This is a genomic window from Sinanaerobacter sp. ZZT-01 (genome assembly GCF_035621135.1).
Taxonomy (GTDB): domain Bacteria; phylum Bacillota; class Clostridia; order Peptostreptococcales; family Anaerovoracaceae; genus IOR16.
In genome coordinates, this window is the sequence record NZ_CP141728.1 from 150,821 (window position 1) to 169,570 (window position 18,750).

An 18,750-nucleotide genomic window follows, 5' to 3' on the forward strand; every position below is an offset into this window, starting at 1 on the left:
ATAGTTAGACTATTTTTTTTGATTCAACACTGCATTCTTTATTTTCCTTTTCATCTTCAACAGGCTCTAACTTTCTGCGTGGAATAAACCGCATTGCAAACGACCCGTTTCCTCGTCCTTTGATGTAAAAAAGACCAATCATGCAAAAGCTAACTGCCCCAATAAAGTTTACAAATAAATCTGTCATGGTATCATACAGCCCAATGTCAATGTAGCCCCCATAATCCCAACTTTCTCCGTTCACTACGATGCTTTCAATCGGTATAGTTACCGGAACATTTTCACTTCCGGAGTGCAGTAATACCGAAGTAATGGAACTCAACACCGTATCTTTTTGCATATCTGTATGCATGAAATAATCCATCGCAAACTCAAAAAATTCCCACAAAACTCCAACTGTCATTGAAAAACAAAAGGAAACCAATGCAACAAAAATTGGAGACAATCGAATAGAAAAGCGTTCACTCTCATTTAAAATATCAATTAATGAAAATCCAATTCCAGCACATAAAAACCCGTTCATCGTATGAAGCATCATATCCCAGCTTGGAAAAATCAGATAGTATTCATGTATTTCTCCTAAAATTTCTGCAGCAAATATAAAGATCAAAATAATAATTTCCAGTGTATTTGGCAGTTCTATGTGGAGCCGTTTATCTATAAAAGTAGGCACCATAAAAAGAATGAGTGTCATAATACACAAAAATACATTATTCCAATTATGATTAAATATCTGTGCAATCATAACTGCAACCACTAAAATTCTAAGTACTACATATACCATCGTTTTTACTTTGTTATCTGTCATATTTTCCTCACTATGTTGATCCCTTTTCACTCTACACTTCTCTCTTTTTGACAGAAAATCTTGTTTTTGTTTCAGAAAAAAGAGAAGAGCAGGTATTAAACCTGCTTCATTCCTTCTTTAAACGCTTTTATATTAATATCTTCAAAGGCTTTCTTTACATTCGCGCGAATCACGACTTCCCAATCAATTCCCGGAATATTCATTGCCTTCACAAGTGCTCCTAAAAGCACAATGTTCATCGTTTTGCTGTTTCCGATCTGTTCAGCGATGGTCGAAGCTTCAAAAACCGATACATCTGCTTTTTCTATCAAATCCTCTAAAATGCCTTTCGGGTATTCCATTGCTCCCATAAGAATCGGTACGGACGGTATCTCAAAATCATTAATAACCATCTTTCCGCCTTCTTTCAGATACTCAATCCAACGCAAAGCTTCCATTTTTTCAAAGGCTACGATAACATCTGCCTCACCTTTTCCAATAATCGGTGAATAGACTTTCTCTCCAAAACGAATCTGCGTGCTAACGTTACCGCCTCTTTGAGACATTCCATGAATTTCTGACATCTTTACATCATATCCGGCCTCCAGTAAACCCATGGATAAAATTTTACTGGCCAAGATAGTCCCCTGACCGCCAACGCCGACCAATAATATATTTTTTACTTCCTTCATTTATTTCACCTCCGAAATCGCATCAAACGGACAAACTTGTACGCATACACCGCATCCAGTGCAAGAGTCTGCATTAATCGTGATGGTTTCTCCTACATAGATAGCCGGACATCCCGTCTTTGCACACAATTTACATTTTCTGCATTTATCCTGATCAATCTTACATTTCTTAGGTTTTAAGTCAAAATCGTTTTTATCCTGTTGAGAAAATTTCTTTAATATACATGGCCATTTTGTAATGATTACGCAAGCTTCTTCTTTATTTAGAGTCTCATCCAATGCATGGTCTACTTCATCTAACTTCAGTGGATTAACTATGTAGATATTTTCTTTTTTAATCCCGATTGCTTGACATAGTAAAGGAATATCTACTTCCCCGGTTTCATCACCCATGAGCGTATATCCAGTTCCGGGATTCTGTTGATGGCCCGTCATACCGGTAATCCGGTTATCTAAAATTACGGTTACATTGGTTCCTTTGTTATAAGCTACATCCATCAAGCTGTTGACACCAGAGTGAAAGAAGGTCGAATCGCCAATTACCGATACAACTTTTGTATCCGCACCCGTAATGGAAAATGCTTTAGAAGCGCCGTGTCCTGTGCTGATGCTTCCTCCCATACAAATACAGGTATCCATTGCATTTAAAGGAGGTGCTGAACCCAAAGTATAGCAGCCGATGTCTCCGGTTATCATCACATTCTTTTTCTTGCTCAGTGCATAGAAAAATCCTCTGTGCGGACATCCGGCACACATCGCAGGCGGGCGAACAACAGCTTCAAGATCAGACTTTAAAGTCGCTCCTTCAATACCGAATACGCCTTTTCTGACAATGTCCGTATTTAATTCATCATATTCAGGAATCACCGCTTTCCCAATGCATTCAATTCCTGCTTCCCGAATCTGTCTTTCCATATACGGGTCCATCTCTTCTACGATATATAGTTTTTTAACTTTTGTTGCAAATGCCTTAATTTTCTCCATCGGCATCGGAAAAGTCATACCCAGCTTTAAATAAGAAGCATCGTCTCCAAATACTTCTCTTGCATACTGATATGCTACACCGGAGCTTATGACTCCGATTTCACTTCCATTTATCTCTTCTTCATTAATTTCTGCGTGATTGGAGTACTCTTCCATCGCTGTCAAACGTCCAACCAAATTGCGGCGCATTACTTTGCCGTTTGCAGGAGTTGCTACGTATTTTTTAATGTTTTTCTCATAAGGCTTTGCTGTCTTTTCCACTCTTTCCCCAAAGGTGACTGCACTTTTACTGTGACAGATACGAGTTGTCATTCGAAGCAGTACCGGCGTATCAAATTTCTCAGACAATTCAAAACCAAGCTTTGTAAAATCCTTTGCTTCTTGGCTGTTGGAAGGTTCCAGCATCAGTAATCTTGCCGCGGTTGCATAGTTTCGATTGTCCTGTTCATTTTGAGAGCTATGCATGCCCGGGTCATCAGCTGATACCAAAATGCAACCTCCGCCTACACCAGTATAAGCAAAAGTAAACAAAGGATCCGCCGCTACATTGACACCCACATGTTTCATGGTAGCAAGAGAGCGAACACCTGCAATGGATGCACCAATTGCAGCTTCCAGTGCCACTTTTTCATTTGGAGCCCATTCACAATATAAAGAATCTTTATACAAGGCCAGATTCTCCAAAATTTCTGTGCTGGGTGTTCCCGGATAAGCAGAAGCAAAATTTAATCCCGCTTCATAAGCACCCCGTGCAACGGCTTCATTGCCTGTCATTAGATGTTTTTGTTTCATTTTCTCTCCTCTTCCTTTCTTATATTTTAAGATACCTGAATCAAAGCTTTATGCCATGCATTTCTAGTTTATGATTACTTGTATCTTCTTACGATATTTTTCTGCAAGACCTTCTTCACCTTCCTGCTCATAAAGATCTGCCAATTCTCTCATACTCTCAATATGTGAAGGATTTAACTCTAACGCACGTTTTAAAGAATGGATTGCCGTCTGCTCCTGACCCATATGGGAAAATCCCACACCTAGATAATAATGCAGCGGCCACCATGTCTCATATTGCGTTTCCGCAAAAGGCTTCAATACCTCGATTCCGTCAGAAAAACGTCCAGCTAATATATGGTTGCAGCCTTTTTCAATCTCTACCGGCTGTGATAGTTGCTCCAGACGTTCCTTTATCTCTTTTCTGTCCTCTCTATTTCTGCTTCGTTCCAAGAACTGTTTCCATGTCAAGGTTGCTTTTATATAAAGACCCATATTCAGGTATGCATAGCCTAGGAAATAATATGACTGTGCAAATTCCGGATGTACAATTGAAGTCAGTTCAAAATACTCTATGGATTCTGCCTTAAATCGTCCGACATATTCCGTGTCTTCTCTTTCAGAGCCTTCTTCATACAGTTCACGGCAACCCCGTGCATAGCTATACATCGCATGAAGATTATCTGGTTCAATCACAAGTGCAGCACGAAAATGAATGACCGCAGAATCCATTTTTCCTGCCTCTGCATCATCCCTGCCTTCTTTCACAAGTGCATCTACAATCTTATGATTAAAGTATTTTTTTAAATAGATAACATAGTCACCAACATACTGAAACTGTGGATTCGTGCCCATAATCCACGCCATATTTTCTGCAATATGCAGCAGTGACAAACCTTCTTTACCGTGAAAGTCCACAACATCTTGGTGTCTAAGCGGAATAGGCACCCCATTCATAATATCAAAAATGCCTTCTCTTTTTAAATGTGCTTCTGAAAATTCATCAAACACAAAGTCACTTAAATATTTTTCAAAATACTGCCCTATACGATCTTTCCGTGTAATAAAATCAGGAGCTTTCTTCTCTAAGGCTGCTTCTTTTTTCATAAAGTCACGTCCCACCCTTTTTTCTTGAACTTTTTTACTGCATCGGGATTCAAGGTTCTGTGCATATCCCATTCCAGTAAATTCTTTAATTTTTCTGCGATTCCGTCCATAGATTTCTCTTTCCACTGCCCGTAATAGTAAAAAATGCGATATAGATCTTCTTTCTTATGCGATCGGTGCTGATACCCTTTTAAATAATAGAATTGAGAAAATTCCTCGTAAAAGTCAAACGGAGAATCCGAAAATTCTTTTACTGCAAAATCAAGACTATCCTCAAAACCACCTCGGTTAAAATATAAATCCAGCACTTTTTCGATCATCTTAAGCTGTACGAGGCTCGACGCACTCAGGTAGTGATTGGAGATCACTTCATACGGTGCCTTACTTCGAAATATGTAATTGTGCTCTTCTGCATGTAAACGAATGGCAGTCCCTTTTAAAAGCTTTAAAAATCCTAGCTGAAGCTGATGTGCATTCAGTGAATAAACCTCATTGAACGACTTCCGAAAAGAGTTATAATCTTCATGAGGCAGACCTGCAATTAAATCCAAATGTAAATGCACGGTTCCAAAATCCCGCAGCTGTTTCACACTCTCAGCCAATCGATCAAAATTGCTGCTTCGATTACAGCTTTTTAAAACCTGATCATTGGTGCTTTGTACACCGATTTCAAATTGAAATAACCCCGGTCGAACATTTTCCATCAATCCCAGTAACGCATCATCAATCAGGTCGCCGCACAATTCAAAATGAAAATTGGTGACACCATTATCATTTTCCATAAGGTAACGTAAAATTTCAATACACCGTACTTTATCATAATTAAAAGTTCGATCAATAAATTTTACTTGTTTTACTTTTTTATAGATAAAATAGCTCAAATCGGTTTTTACACGATCCAAGGGCAAAGCCCGAATTTTTTTCTCAATGGAAGACAGGCAATAACTGCACGAAAACGGACACCCCCGTGAAGATTCATAATATAAAACTTTATCGGATTCATCCATAAGAAATAGGTAAGGAAACGGGATTAATTCAAATTGAACCAATGGAGCCGGTGCATTTACAATTACCGCTTCATCTTCCCGGTAGCTTAATCCTTTTATGTTTGAAAATTCAGGCTTTTCTTTTTCCAGTTCATCCAAGAACAGTGGAAAGCTTTCCTCACCTTCTCCGCTTATAATAAAATCAACCGATTCATTTTCTTTCATTATCTGAGCTGGGTCAAAACTCACCTCTGGTCCACCCAATAAAATACGAACCTGAGGTTTTGCTTTTCTTAAATTTTCTATCAAATATAAGATTCGTTCCCGATTCCATATATAGCAGGAAAAGCAAATGATATCATAATCTTCTCGTACCAGCTCCGAATAAATATAATCGTCTTCATTGTTGATGGTAAATTCTTTTATCGCTACCGATGGCTGTTTTTCTTGAGAAACGACGTATAAATACTTCAATGCCAAATTGGAATGAATGTATTTTGAATTTAAAGTTGTTAATAAAACCTTCATAATCTGCTCCGTTACAGCATGCGAAAACGTTCATCTTTTAGCATTCCTGTGTTCTTTTTTGCCAGTCGGATCTGTTCAAGCATCCGCTCCTTATCCTGCGGCAAATCACCTTTTAAGGATAAATAATTGGAAGCATGATTGCTGCGGAAAATACAAGTTTTCTTAACATTGATATTTTCCAAAAGCAGCTCTGCTTCATCCATTACCTGCTCCTTTGTCAAGCATTGGAACGTTCCGTCCATGACATCTTTGTAAATAGGCGCCATCGGGTCCAGCATCAATGTCAGCAAGCTGACATAGGAAGGTTCCATTTCGCTGATCATCGTGCCGCTTTCAATTGCATGCTCCTTCCAATCAGTCTGTCCGGCCAAGCCCGAAATGAAGGTTACAGAAGCTGCAATTCCCGAATCTTCAATCTTTCTGACAGCATCAATCAGTTCTCTGCGTGTTGCGCCCTTCTGAATTTCAGAAAGAACTCGATCACTTCCGGATTCCGCACCAATATAAATGATACCTACACCATTTTCCTTTAATTCTTCTAACTCTTTCAGATCTTTTCTTAAAACATCCTGCGGAGAACCATAAACGCCGACTCTCTTACATTCAGGAAATAATTTCCGAATGCGCTTTAAAATAATCAGCAATGCCTTGTTTGACAAAACAAGAGCATCTCCGTCTGCAAGAAAAATTTTCTCTACATGAGCATACTGTTTTCTTGCCATCTCTAGATCTTCTAAAACTTCCTCCGGTTTCCGAATTCGGAATTGCTTTTCTTTAAACATGCTGCAAAAAGTACATTTATTGTGTGCACAGCCAATGGTGACTTGTACAATTAAGCTGTAAGCCTCACTGGGAGGACGGTATACACTTCCTTCATATCGCATTGCTTTTCCCCCTTTTTTCATTCATTCTTTACTTCAATGAATTACATCTTTTCCGGCGCCTGCATGCCAAGCAGCGCCAGCCCATTTTTTATGGTCTGCTTTGCTGCATAAGTTAAGACTAGCTTCGCATGTTTCTCCGCCTCATTATCTACTAAAATGTGTTCGTCATGGTAAAACTTATTAAAACTCTGTGCAATGTCCACAACATGTCTTGTCACTACAGAAGGTTCATACTTATCTGCTGCATCCATAATTACCTGCGGGAAGCGGTAAATCAACTTCGCCAGTTGATAAGCGCTGTCTCCTGCAATATAGGACATATCCGTGGAATCGATGTTTGCTAACGCTTTATCTACGTCTTCCTTTGCATTCCGCAAAACGCTTGCTGCTCTTGCATGTGTATACTGTACATACGGGCCGGTTTCTCCCTCAAAGTTGAGGACCTTATCCCATGAAAATACATAATCTTTAATCCGTCCGTTGGATAGTTCTTGGAAGATAACCGCACCAATACCAACTTGACGTGCCGTTTCCTCTACATTTTCCGTATTTACATTCTTTTCAAGAATGACTTTCTTAGTCTGCTCGACCGCACGATTCAGCACATCTTCCAAAAACACAACACGTCCGTGCCTTGTAGACATCGTACCTTCTTCCAGGCTTACTAGTCCAAATGGAATGTGCACGCAGTCTTTTGCCCATTCGTAACCCATCATTTCCACAACCTTGAACCATTGCTGAAAATGTAAATTCTGCTGAGAAGCTACAATATATAGATTCTTATAGAACTGATACTGTTCTTTGCGATAAATAGCTGCTGCTATATCTCTCGTAATATATAAAGTCGAACCATCCCTCTTCGTAATCAATGCCGGAGACAGATTATATTTTTCTAAATCAACAATCTGAGCACCTTCCGATTGCTCTAAAAGATTTTTTTCTTTTAACTCGTCCAAGACACGCCCCATCTTATCGGAATAGAAACTCTCTCCCGCATAAGAATCAAATTCAATTCCAAGCATCTTGTACACTCGCTCGAATTCCTTTAAGCTTTCATCGCGGAACCACTGCCATAATTCTGTTTCTTCCTTTGCTCCCTGCTCCAGCTTTGTGAAGGTTACTCGTGCTTCGTCATCTAAAGTTGGATCCTTCTCAACCTCTTCATGAAATTTTATATAATAGCCAAGCAATGTTTTAATCGGTTCATTTGTAACATCTTCTTTATTTCCCCAATGGCGGTAAGATACAATCATTTTTCCGAATTGTGTGCCATAATCACCCAAATGGTTAATGCGTACCGTGTCATACCCTAAAAAATTATAGATTTTATAAATGGAATTACCGATTACTGTACTCCGAATATGACCAATATGAAATGGCTTTGCAATGTTCGGTGAAGAAAATTCAACGATAACCGTTCGATTTTCTCCTAAATCAGAGGAACCGTAGCGATCCTTCTGTTCCACAACCGAAGTCACCAATTCTTTTGTAAAAGTTCCTCGATCTAAAAAAAGATTTACATAAGCATTAACTGGTTCTACCTTTGAAAACAGTTGATTTCCGACCAATTCCCCACAAATTTCGGAGGCAATCATAGCCGGTGCTTTCCGCATAGTCTTTGCCAGCCGAAAACACGGGAAGGCATAATCACCCATCTTTGCATCGGATGGAATCTCTATCATTTTTTCAATTTCTTCTTTGCTCAATCCCTCAATGTGAGGTTCCAAGCACTCTGCAATCTGTGCTTTCACATTCAACATATATTTTTCCTCCTTGTTTCTATGCAACTTTATCTCATCGCTTTAAGATCTTCCTCTGAAATAACATCAATTCCTTTTTTTTTCAGCAACTGTGTAAAAAAACCACTTCCTAAAACCAATTTTCCCTGAAAGGTCCCATCATAAATCACACTGCTTCCGCAGGAAGGACTTTTCGCTTTCAAGATTGCTGTTTCAATCGGTTCATTCAATCTTGCTGCTTCCTTTAACGCAGCTTTATAAGCGAGCTTTGCCCCATTTTGAAAGGCTTCAGTTACATCTTCACCTGCTTGATTGATTACTTTCGATTCAACAATTTCCGCGGGTAATCTCGGTGTTTTCAAACCGCCTAGCACTTCAGGACAAACTGCGATAAAGTCTTTGTTTTTTAAAAACTCTTTCACCTCTGGTGCTTCATTGCTTCCGCCATTGTATCGACAGCAATGCCCCAACAAACATGCACTTACAATATACAATCTTCTTTCCTCCCTGCATGTTATCGTAAGGTGACAACGGTTACACCTTCTCCACCTTCATTGTACTCTCCTTTTCGATACTTTTCCACATGCTTATGACGCCGAAAAAGCTGAGCAAGACCATCTCTTAAAATACCTGCTCCACGACCGTGAATAACAGTAACTTCTTTTAGTCCTGCCATATACGCATCATCTAAATATTTATCAACCTCCATGGAAGCATCATCTAAATTTTTTCCGATTACATTGATACTTATGGAGACGGACTGTGCTTTGCTTCTATAAAGTGCACCATATCTGGCTTTTTGCTTTTCTTTTTTTGTAACGTTCTCCTGAACCTTAGAAATTTGCTTTATATTCGCTGTAATTTTCAAAAGGCCGATCTGTACCTGCAAGTCTCCCCGATCATCCGGAAGCGTCAGCACATTTCCTTTCTGATCCAAAGAAAGAACACGTACCCGATCACCCAGTTTAAGTTCACCGGGTCTGACAGGCCTGATATTCTGCGGAGCTTCATAGCGGTCTTTATAGCGTTCCCCTGCATTTCGAATTTTGCTGCGTACCTGTTCCTGTCTTCGGTTTCGCTCAGAGGGTTCCTGCATCTTCTCCATCTCGCGCAGTTCACGCTGCACTTGATCTGCGAATTCTTTTGCTTCCCGAACCATTTCTCTTGCTTCTTCTTTCGCTTTTTGTAAGATCTTTTCTCTCTTTTCTTTAAAGCGATCTTCTTGAAGGTCCAAAGCCTCTTTTCTGCGACTCATCTCTAGTTTAAGGGCAATCGCTTCGTCTCGTTCTTCTTCCGCTGTAATTTTATCCTTTTCAATGCTCGTAATCACTTCTTCAAATTCAATATCACCTTTCTCTAAAAGGCTTCTCGCGTGATCAATGACTGCATCGGGCAATCCCAATTTCTTTGATATCTCAAATGCATTGGATCTTCCCGGCACACCGATGGAAAGACGGTAAGTCGGGCTTAAAGTTTCTACATTAAATTCCATTGAGGCATTTTGCACTCGATAGGAAGACAATGCATATTTTTTCAGCTCTGTATAATGTGTCGTTGCAATCGTTTTTGCGCCTTTTCCATAAATACTTTCTAAAATGGAAATTGCCAATGCCGCACCTTCTGTCGGATCAGTTCCGGCTCCTAGCTCATCCAATAAAACTAATGTATTCTCTTTGCTTTCCTGCACGATTTGCACAATGTTATTCATGTGAGAAGAAAAGGTACTCAGACTCTGTTCTATGCTTTGTTCATCTCCAATATCTGCAAAGACCTGATCCAAAATCGGAAGCTCCGTTCCATCTGATGCCGGTACATGCAAACCAGATTGCGCCATCAGAATAAACAATCCAACTGTTTTAAGCGTGACAGTTTTTCCTCCTGTATTGGGTCCCGTAATAATTAATGTATCGTAATCTTTTCCAAGTGCAATGTTGATTGGAACGACTTTTTTCGGGTCAATGAGAGGATGCCTCCCATTTTTTATCTTTAAAAAGCCCTGTGTATTCATCTTTGGTTCCATCGCTTTTTGTGCTACTGACAATTTCCCCTTTGCAAAGATATAATCCAATTGAACTAAAAGTTTTTGGTTATTTAACAGCTCTTCATAAATCTGCCCCACTCTACCTGAAAATTCTTCTAGAATACGCTGTATTTCTTTTTTCTCGGCTAATTCCATTTCACGCAGCTCATTGTTTAAATTCACAATGGCCTGTGGTTCGATAAATAAAGTCGCCCCTGTTGAGGATTGATCGTGTACAATCCCTGAAAATTTACTTTTATGCTCCTGTTTGACAGGAATAACATAGCGTCCCTGACGCATGGTTACAATTGCATCCTGCAAAAGTGTTCGATTTTCCGATGCATTTAAAATGCTGTTCATCTTAGATTTAATCGCATCATTCTGTCTAAGAATTGACCGACGTATACGCTTTAATTCTGCACTTGCACTATCTGCCATCTCATCTTCTGATAAAATACAACGATCAATCTCATCTTCTAAATGCTTATCAATAAATAAGACCTCCGCATAGCCTTTCATCCGAGGCAATAACGGCAGGTCGCTCTTTAAAAATCCGGCTGCATTTCTGGCGGCCTGTAAGTTATATAGGATTTCCAAAAGCTGGCGCATCGTCAAGGTGCCGCCTTTATATGCAAAATAAAGCATATCCTTTGTGTCATAAAAGCTTCCCAAAGGAAGTGGTCCTTTACGCATAATAACGGAAACCGCTTCCGTGGTTTCCGTTAGTTGCTCTTGAATTTGATACATATCAATAGAAGGCTTTAGCTCTTCAATCATTTTTTTTGTTATTGAAGAAGCCGCCTGGGCAGACAATTTCTCTATGATTTTATTATATTCCAATACCCGATATGCCTTTTTATTCATGTATACTACTCCATCATTTTTTTATAACGATCCAATTCTCCTTTTAATTGGATATTTTCCATTTGAAGATCAAAGAAGCTACTCTCAACATCTCTGCATTTTGCTTCCAACTCTTTCACAATGGAAGAATTAGAAATTTTATTTTCTTCCTGCGATTTCATGCGCGCCTGCAATGCTTCACTTTTTCGAACTAAAGCATCGTACTGCTCTTTTATGGTTTTTAACTTTGAGGAAAGTTGATTTACTTCTACCGTTTTTTCATTAAACAATCTCTGCAATTGGTCCCTATGCTCCATAATGCTCTGCGCATCTTCCTTATATTGTAGAAAATTCTTTTTTGCTTCGTCCCAAAGCTGTGCATAATGCTTGGTATCTTTATCCAGTTGAATATTTTTCTGCTTAAGAGCTTGGTTCTCCTCCAAGCCTCTGAAATAATCATCAGCAACATTTACAGCAGAAAGCACCGCTAAGGACGACGTAGAAGTCGCAGACAAAACCGCAGCGATTTCATTCATCTTACGATCTACATAATCTGCAACTTTCATAATGTGCTCTCTTGGCATATCGCCTGAAATAATATATTCCTGGCCATAAATTCTGACAGTCACCTTATTTTTGTCTTCCATAGAAAATGTCCGCCTTTCTATTCGTTACATTTCACGCAATACTGCATGACACTCTTCTTTCAATGCAACCAATATCTTATTATTTACCTTGCTTACTTCCTCTTCCGTTAAAGTGCGATCTGCTGCACGATACGTCAGAGTAAAAGCCACACTCTTTGTGCCGCAAGCCAGCTGCTTTCCACGGTATACATCAAACAGAGTTACCTTTTCAAGTAGTTCTCCTCCATGCGCCTTAATAATGGATTCTAGATCACACACACAGTTTCCTTCATTCACTGTCAAAGCAAGATCCCGAGTCATTGCCGGATATTTGGGAAGAGGACGGTAAAATTTCTCTGTATTTGCTTTTTCTATCAAGAGATCAAAATTCAGTTCACAGCAAACAGCTCGTGCTCCGATTTCATATTTTTCCAAAACATCCGGATGTAATTCTCCAATGATTCCAATTTCGGTACAATCATATTCGATAGATGCACAACGTCCAGGATGGAATGTTTCAACTTTTTCTTCTGGAATATAACGACACTCACATATTCCTAATTTATTCAAAAACTCTGTTAGCATACCTTTTAACGCTAAAAAATCTTTATCCAAACCATAAACGGCAATGCATACAGACTCTTTTTCCTCTGGTAACGTGTCTCCTTCATGGTGGTTATTAAAAAAGATCGTTCCTATTTCAAAAGCAGCTACATTCTCATTATTTCTGCTGTAATTTCTCGCCAGTACGTCCAACATATTTGGAATCAATGTCGTACGCATTACGCTGGTGTCTTCGCCAAGTGGGTTTAACAGCTTAATCACTTTTCTGCCTTCTGCATCATCTGCCATTTGAATGGAATCCAAACCTTTCGGACTTACAAAAGAATATGTTTGAATTTCACAGGCACCTAGTGCGGTTAAAGTCTCTTTTGACAAGTCTCTCAAAAGCTGTTTTTTTGTCTTTCCAGCTTCACAGTTTCCTTTCGGCAATGTCATCGGTAAACGATCATACCCGTAAAGTCTTCCAACCTCTTCTACAAAATCAATTTCTGTTTCCATATCCAAACGTACGGTAGGTGGTGTTACGGTAATTGTATTTCCAAGATGCATGGTTTTCATTTCCAACCGATGGAAAATATCAATCATTTCTTTTGCAGAAAGATCGATTCCGAGAATATGATTGATTCGATCCACTCTTACTTTAACGGCTTCTGCTTCTTTTCTCTTCGGATATACGTCAACCGCTCCCTTCAAAACAGTACCTGCATCTAAGAGTTCAATTAAACGGCATACACGTTCACAAGCTTTTTCTGCAAGATTCGGGTCAATCCCTTTTTCAAATCGAGAAGAGGCTTCGGTTCGAAGCCCTAACTTTTTTGATGTGCTTCTGACACTGTCTGCGCTGAAATTCGCACCTTCAATCAAAATAGTCTGCGTATCAGGTTGAATTTCTGAATTCTGTCCTCCCATCACTCCTGCAATCGCAATAGCTCGTTGTTCATCCTTAATGAGCAGCATGTTTTCAGCCAGTTTACGTTCTGTCCCGTCCAGCGTAGTAAACGTTTCTCCTTCTTTAGCCGTATCTACATATATTTTCCCACCTTTTACATTGCGAATATCGAATGCGTGCATTGGCTGTCCATATTCCAGCATGACGTAATTTGTGATATCAACAATGTTATTGATCGGGCGCATCCCTGCATACATCAAACGCTGTTGCAGCCACCACGGAGACTGTTTTATTTTCACATTTGTCACAACTTTAGCTGCATATCGTTTGCAAAGATCCGGTTCCTTGATTTCTACTGAAATCAAATCTTTAATTTTTCCTTCTCCTTTTTCCTCACAGTGCGTGTCCGGATAAGAAAGTTCCGTATCAAAAGTAGCAGCTGTCTCTCGAGCCATTCCGATCATAGATAAGCAATCCGGACGGTTCGGTGTGATTTCGAAATCAACAACCGCTTCTTTCAAGTTCAATGCTTCTACAATGCTCATCCCTAGGGGATATTCTTCATCTAAAATCCATATCCCGTCTTTATGCACCACCGGAATCACCTTATCTTCAAATCCCAGTTCACTTGCCGAGCAAAGCATTCCAAAGGATTCCACGCCTCTCAGTTTTCCTTTTTTAATTGTAACGCCCTCTGGCTTTTTTGGCTGTCCGTGAAGCGGACCCGGAATCTTACTTCCATGCAGTGCAACCGGTACGTAATTTCCTACGGCAATATTTGAAGCTCCCGTCACAATTTGAATTGGTTCTTCTGCCCCTACGTCAATTTTTGTAATAACAAGTTTATCTGCATCCGGATGTTTATCAATGGATAGGATTTTCCCCACAACCACTTTTTCAATGTTCTCTCCAAATAATTCAACCGTTTCCAAATTAGAACCGGACATAATCATACGATCACAGAATTGATCTATATCAACATCAACTTTTGTATATTCTTTTAACCATTGAATTGGTACTAACATAATATCCCTCCGTTTTTATTATTTGAACTGCTGAATGAAACGCATATCATTTTCATAGAATAAACGGATGTCTTCCACCCCATATTTCAGCATTGCAATTCTTTCTACTCCCATACCAAATGCAAATCCTGTAAATTTTTCCGTGTCTACATGACCTACTTTCAATACATTTGGATGCACCATTCCACAGCCTAAAATTTCTATCCAGCCGCTTCCTTTACATACTTTACAGCCTTTCCCTCCACATTTAAAACAAGTAACATCCATTTCTGCGGACGGCTCTGTAAATGGGAAATGGTGTGGCCGGAACTTTGTTTTCGCATTGGACCCAAACATCTGCTTTGCAAACGAATCCAGCGTACCTTTTAGGTCTGCCATTGAAATACCTTCATCGACAACAATTCCCTCTACCTGATGAAACATTGGTGAATGTGTCGCATCCGGCGTGTCGCACCGGAAACAACGTCCCGGAGAAATTACTTTAATCGGTGGATTGTCTGTCATTAAAGTACGTACCTGTACCGGTGAAGTCTGTGTTCGGAGCAGCACTTCATCAGTAATATAAAAGGTATCGGTAAAATCTCTAGCTGGATGATTCGGTCCGGCATTCAGCGCGTCAAAATTATTAAAAGCCGTCTCAATTTCCGGTCCCTCTGTAATGCGAAAGCCCATGTTCATAAATACTTTGGAAATCTCATCAATGGTAATTGAGATTGGATGCTTAACGCCAAGTTCTGCTCTTTTTCCCGGCTCTGTCACATCGATTTTCTCACTTTTTAGTTTCGACATCTTTTGCAGTTCTTTCATTCTAGCAAATTTCTCTTCAAGAATTGCTTCAATTTGTCCTCTGGTACCATTCGCAATCTGACCAAATGCTTTTCTTTCTTCGGGGCTCAGTGCTCCCATGCCTCTTAGAATTTCGGTCAACTTTCCTTTTTTCCCTAAAAATTTAATTCTTACTTCTTCCGTTTCGCCCAGACTGGAAGCCTGATCCAATTGTGCTTTTGCTTCTTCCAATATGGCTTTAAGCTGATTTTGCATGCTGTTTATCCTCCATTTCATTGTTCACTGTTATCCAAGCTTCTTTGTCTTACCGTTTCATATATCAAGATGCCTGCAGCCACTGCAGCATTCAAAGATTCTGTTGATTTCATCATTGGAATGCATATCGTTTCATCTGCTGCATCAATCAATTCTTGACAAATTCCGTTTCCTTCATTGCCAATGATTAAACCAATGTTCCCACAAAGATTAACTTTATAATAAACCTGGCTGTTTTGCATTGTAGCAGCAAGAATCCGTTTCTCATATTTATGAAGATAAGAAATAGTTTCTTCTGCACTATTTGTAAAAAAGAGCGGCAATCGAAATAAAGCGCCTGCCGCCGAACGAACGACCTTTGGTGCAAAGACGTCACCTGTTCCTTTGCATAAAATTACACCTTGAAAACCAGCCGCATCTGCTGTGCGTAAAATCGTCCCTAAATTACCTGGGTCCTGTAGGCGGTCTAGAACAAGCATATTGCCATTCGCCTGACAAGATAGCGGATGAAAGAAATCCTCTTCTGTATAGTTCGGTTTTTTTACAACCCCCAAGATTCCTTGCGGCGTTATAGTTTCTCCCAATTTTTCAAATAATTTTCGAGATAGAAAATAAATATCAATTCCCTGTCTTTGTATCTCATTCAACAAGCCTTCTAACTCGGGAGATCGTTTTTCTTCATCTATTCTTACAAAAATCCGAAGAAGTTCTGCTCGATTTTCTAGAGCTTCCCGTATCAGATTTGGACCTTCAATCATATATTGCGAAAGGCTTTCTCTCTGTTTTTTTTTCTGTAAACCCAATGCAGTTTTAAAAATTGCATTGTTTGCAGATTCTATATTTTTTCTCATAATTTTTAACTGCCCTATCAAATTTATTATTTATGGCATAATACAGAAAAAGAAGCCGGTTCATTTACCGGCTTCGATGATACACTTTTAAAAGTTCCCCATTTTATCTTTGTTTAAGAAAGACGGTATTGCAAACGAATTTGTTAGTTTTTCCCGAAACGCTCTGTCATCATCGGATAAATCGTGGTCTTGTTCATTTCTATCCCGCGTATTCTCTCTACCAGACTCATGTCCTTCGTGTTCTCTAGCCTCTGCGTTATCTTTATTTGATGGCGTTAAAATATCAACATTGCGATCCTCAAAGCCAGTTGCAATTACTGTAATGATAATCTCATCCTTTAAATCTTCTTTTACGGATGCACCAAAAATTACGATCGCATCCTTGTCCGCTGCCTTTTCAATCTGATCGGCAGCCTCATTTACTTCAAGCATTCCTAAGTCATAGCCGCCCATAATATTAAGTAAAATTGCTTTCGCTCCATTAATGGAGGTTTCCAAAAGTGGGCTTTCAATCGCATCCTTTACAGCATCCGATACTCTCGAATCCCCGCTTCCACGACCAACGCCCATATGGGCAATGCCTCGGTCACTCATAACTGTTTTTACATCGGCAAAATCCAAATTGATCAATCCTGCCTCTGCAATCAGGTCGGAAATACCTTGCACTCCTTGTTTCAGAACTTCGTCTGCCATAGAAAATGCTTGTATCATTGTCGTATTCTTTTCGGCAACCTGTAGCAACTTATCATTCGGTACAACCACCAGCGAATCGACATATTTCTTTAGGAACTTAATTCCAAGCTCTGCATGCTCTCTTCGTTTTTTCCCTTCAAAAGTAAAAGGCTTCGTTACAACTCCGACGGTTAATATCCCCTGATCCTTTGCCGCTTTTGCTATAATCGGCGCGGCACCCGTTCCGGTCCCGCCTCCCATACCTGCTGTAATAAATACCATATCCGCACCAGAAATAAATTTTTCCAAGTCATCAATATTTTCTTCTGCGGCTTTCTGTCCCACCTCAGGATTCGCTCCCGCGCCAAGCCCCCTCGTCAGTTTTTCACCGATTTGAATCTTCGTTTCTGCCCTCGATCCGGCAAGCGCCTGCTTGTCCGTATTTACTGCCATGAAAGTGATTCCATTCAAACCTGCATCTATCATACGATTGACTGCATTGCTGCCGCCACCGCCAATCCCAATTACTTTAATTTGGGCGTTCTTATCTTCGTTTACTTCAAACTGCAACATAAAAAGTAACCTCCTGTTACCGTGATAATATTAATTATAACATAAGAGTATAGTCCATGCACCTATTTCTTGCTTTGATTCGTATCTTTTTTTAAGACATATTTCTCCACCACAATCCGCCGAATCATTGCTAAATTATTGAATAATCTTCCACCAAATACAAAAATAGCCGCATAATAAAGAGGAACTCCCAGTAAATCCCCCAAATAAGTCAATGCTGCCGCTAAAATAGCATTCGTAATAAACCCGGTAAAAAAAATAATACCGTTATACTTATCTTCAAATTGTGCACGAGCCGCTCCCAAAATTGAGTCTAATGATGCCAGAAGTGCCATCGTAATGTAAAAAGAAAATTCTGCTGGATAAGTAATATCCAGTCCGAAGCCTAAAATCAACCCCCCGATCAGACCAATTGTCATTGCAATTAAAATCAATTCCCTTCACCTTCTTTCGTCATGGTTATATATCGAAAACTGTGTTCTTCCGGAAAAGCCGGAATTTCTAACCCATCCTCTGCCTTAAGCTTAAATACCAATCCGTAGCCATCTCTCAGTAAAGTTCCGAATCCGTCCGGTCCAAGCAAAGCTGAGGTCAAGCGATCCGAAGCACCGATTGCCTTAATCCGAAAAGGCCGAGCTTCAAACTGACCGTTAATGCGTACGGTATAACCAGAGCAAGAAATGGCACTCACATTTGCAATCCGGTGCCCATTCACAGAAATTGCTTCTGCTCCAGCTGCAAAAAGGTCATTTAATATTGCCAATAAATCACTATCATGTACTAAGACATTACTAACCGGCTCTTCCTCCATCAGCTCTCTTGTTGCATCATCTAGATAAATAGAGACGCCTTCACCTTTCACCGCAGTGTAATGACTTACCAGCTTGTACTCATCTAGTTTTTTCTGCATTTCGGATAAAAGGTCCGCATTCTCATCCTCAGCTGCAAGTTTTTTATATTCTTCTAATTTGTCTTTTGTTTCTAAAATACGTTCTTCAATTTGTAGGATACTCTGTTTTTCACTTTCAATCGCAACCTGATATTCATCCATAACTTTTGGGGAAACATACAATTTCTCTCCCTTGGAAATCTGCATTTGTACTGCCATAAAAAATCCTATAACCAAACAAAAACATATCGTCAAAACTTTCGTAACTCGACTCATAGG

General features: G+C 39.7%; 16 protein-coding genes. All 16 read right to left on the bottom strand.

The window, feature by feature from the left end:
• Positions 1-4: 4 nt before the first annotated feature.
• Positions 5-808, bottom strand: coding sequence for a hypothetical protein (locus U5921_RS00775; protein ID WP_324824634.1), 804 nt, complete (start codon positions 806-808; stop codon positions 5-7).
• 95 nt (positions 809-903) lie between these two features.
• A complete protein-coding gene (locus U5921_RS00780) occupies positions 904-1,479 on the bottom strand; it encodes an indolepyruvate oxidoreductase subunit beta (protein WP_324824635.1) in 576 nt (191 codons plus the stop codon).
• Positions 1,480-3,255 (bottom strand): indolepyruvate ferredoxin oxidoreductase subunit alpha, encoded by a 1,776-nt coding sequence (gene iorA / locus U5921_RS00785; protein ID WP_324824636.1) that lies wholly within the window; start codon positions 3,253-3,255, stop codon positions 1,480-1,482.
• 63 nt (positions 3,256-3,318) lie between these two features.
• Positions 3,319-4,341, bottom strand: coding sequence for a hypothetical protein (locus U5921_RS00790; RefSeq protein ID WP_324824637.1), 1,023 nt, complete (start codon positions 4,339-4,341; stop codon positions 3,319-3,321).
• Complete coding sequence (locus tag U5921_RS00795; protein WP_324824638.1) at positions 4,338-5,855, bottom strand: B12-binding domain-containing radical SAM protein; 1,518 nt, start codon at positions 5,853-5,855, stop codon at positions 4,338-4,340. The genes U5921_RS00790 and U5921_RS00795 overlap by 4 nt, the downstream gene beginning before the upstream one ends.
• 11 nt (positions 5,856-5,866) lie before the next feature.
• Positions 5,867-6,739 (bottom strand): radical SAM protein, encoded by an 873-nt coding sequence (locus U5921_RS00800; protein WP_324824639.1) that lies wholly within the window; start codon positions 6,737-6,739, stop codon positions 5,867-5,869.
• A 41-nt stretch (positions 6,740-6,780) separates the two neighbouring features.
• The gene (gene argS, locus U5921_RS00805; RefSeq protein ID WP_324824640.1) at positions 6,781-8,499 is read right to left on the bottom strand and encodes an arginine--tRNA ligase; all 1,719 of its coding nucleotides are present in this window, start codon (positions 8,497-8,499) and stop codon (positions 6,781-6,783) included.
• A 29-nt stretch (positions 8,500-8,528) separates the two neighbouring features.
• Positions 8,529-8,972 (bottom strand): DUF523 domain-containing protein, encoded by a 444-nt coding sequence (locus U5921_RS00810; protein ID WP_324824641.1) that lies wholly within the window; start codon positions 8,970-8,972, stop codon positions 8,529-8,531.
• 20 nt (positions 8,973-8,992) lie between these two features.
• The gene (locus tag U5921_RS00815; protein ID WP_324824642.1) at positions 8,993-11,362 is read right to left on the bottom strand and encodes an endonuclease MutS2; all 2,370 of its coding nucleotides are present in this window, start codon (positions 11,360-11,362) and stop codon (positions 8,993-8,995) included.
• Positions 11,363-11,367: 5 nt separating this feature from the next.
• On the bottom strand, positions 11,368-11,988 hold the full coding sequence (gene zapA, locus U5921_RS00820) for a cell division protein ZapA (protein ID WP_324824643.1): 621 nt from the start codon (positions 11,986-11,988) through the stop codon (positions 11,368-11,370).
• A gap of 24 nt (positions 11,989-12,012) precedes the next feature.
• The gene (gene pheT / locus U5921_RS00825; protein WP_324824644.1) at positions 12,013-14,445 is read right to left on the bottom strand and encodes a phenylalanine--tRNA ligase subunit beta; all 2,433 of its coding nucleotides are present in this window, start codon (positions 14,443-14,445) and stop codon (positions 12,013-12,015) included.
• Between the two features lie 18 nt (positions 14,446-14,463).
• The gene (pheS, locus tag U5921_RS00830) at positions 14,464-15,486 is read right to left on the bottom strand and encodes a phenylalanine--tRNA ligase subunit alpha (protein WP_324824645.1); all 1,023 of its coding nucleotides are present in this window, start codon (positions 15,484-15,486) and stop codon (positions 14,464-14,466) included.
• Positions 15,487-15,503: 17 nt separating this feature from the next.
• Positions 15,504-16,337, bottom strand: a complete 834-nt coding sequence (locus U5921_RS00835) for an RNA methyltransferase (protein WP_324824646.1) — start codon at positions 16,335-16,337, stop codon at positions 15,504-15,506.
• A gap of 87 nt (positions 16,338-16,424) precedes the next feature.
• Positions 16,425-17,582 (bottom strand): cell division protein FtsZ, encoded by a 1,158-nt coding sequence (gene ftsZ, locus U5921_RS00840; protein WP_324824647.1) that lies wholly within the window; start codon positions 17,580-17,582, stop codon positions 16,425-16,427.
• A 62-nt stretch (positions 17,583-17,644) separates the two neighbouring features.
• Positions 17,645-18,016, bottom strand: coding sequence for a small basic family protein (locus U5921_RS00845; RefSeq protein WP_417765024.1), 372 nt, complete (start codon positions 18,014-18,016; stop codon positions 17,645-17,647).
• Positions 18,013-18,747 carry a DUF881 domain-containing protein gene (locus tag U5921_RS00850; protein ID WP_324824648.1) on the bottom strand — a complete coding sequence of 245 codons (735 nt, stop codon included), beginning with the start codon at positions 18,745-18,747 and terminating at the stop codon, positions 18,013-18,015. The genes U5921_RS00845 and U5921_RS00850 overlap by 4 nt, the downstream gene beginning before the upstream one ends.
• Positions 18,748-18,750 lie beyond the last annotated feature (3 nt).

Excerpts from the sequence above, each read along its gene's own strand:
- U5921_RS00775 (WP_324824634.1), bottom strand. The coding sequence starts at position 808 with ATGACAGATAACAAAGTAAAAACGATGGTATATGTAGTACTTAGAATT.
- U5921_RS00780 (WP_324824635.1), bottom strand. The coding sequence starts at position 1,479 with ATGAAGGAAGTAAAAAATATATTATTGGTCGGCGTTGGCGGTCAGGGG.
- iorA (WP_324824636.1), bottom strand. The coding sequence starts at position 3,255 with ATGAAACAAAAACATCTAATGACAGGCAATGAAGCCGTTGCACGGGGT.
- U5921_RS00790 (WP_324824637.1), bottom strand. The coding sequence starts at position 4,341 with ATGAAAAAAGAAGCAGCCTTAGAGAAGAAAGCTCCTGATTTTATTACA.
- U5921_RS00795 (WP_324824638.1), bottom strand. The coding sequence starts at position 5,855 with ATGAAGGTTTTATTAACAACTTTAAATTCAAAATACATTCATTCCAAT.
- U5921_RS00800 (WP_324824639.1), bottom strand. The coding sequence starts at position 6,739 with ATGCGATATGAAGGAAGTGTATACCGTCCTCCCAGTGAGGCTTACAGC.
- argS (WP_324824640.1), bottom strand. The coding sequence starts at position 8,499 with ATGTTGAATGTGAAAGCACAGATTGCAGAGTGCTTGGAACCTCACATT.
- U5921_RS00815 (WP_324824642.1), bottom strand. The coding sequence starts at position 11,362 with ATGAATAAAAAGGCATATCGGGTATTGGAATATAATAAAATCATAGAG.
- zapA (WP_324824643.1), bottom strand. The coding sequence starts at position 11,988 with ATGGAAGACAAAAATAAGGTGACTGTCAGAATTTATGGCCAGGAATAT.
- pheT (WP_324824644.1), bottom strand. The coding sequence starts at position 14,445 with ATGTTAGTACCAATTCAATGGTTAAAAGAATATACAAAAGTTGATGTT.
- pheS (WP_324824645.1), bottom strand. The coding sequence starts at position 15,486 with ATGCAAAATCAGCTTAAAGCCATATTGGAAGAAGCAAAAGCACAATTG.
- U5921_RS00835 (WP_324824646.1), bottom strand. The coding sequence starts at position 16,337 with ATGAGAAAAAATATAGAATCTGCAAACAATGCAATTTTTAAAACTGCA.
- ftsZ (WP_324824647.1), bottom strand. The coding sequence starts at position 17,582 with ATGTTGCAGTTTGAAGTAAACGAAGATAAGAACGCCCAAATTAAAGTA.
- U5921_RS00850 (WP_324824648.1), bottom strand. The coding sequence starts at position 18,747 with ATGAGTCGAGTTACGAAAGTTTTGACGATATGTTTTTGTTTGGTTATA.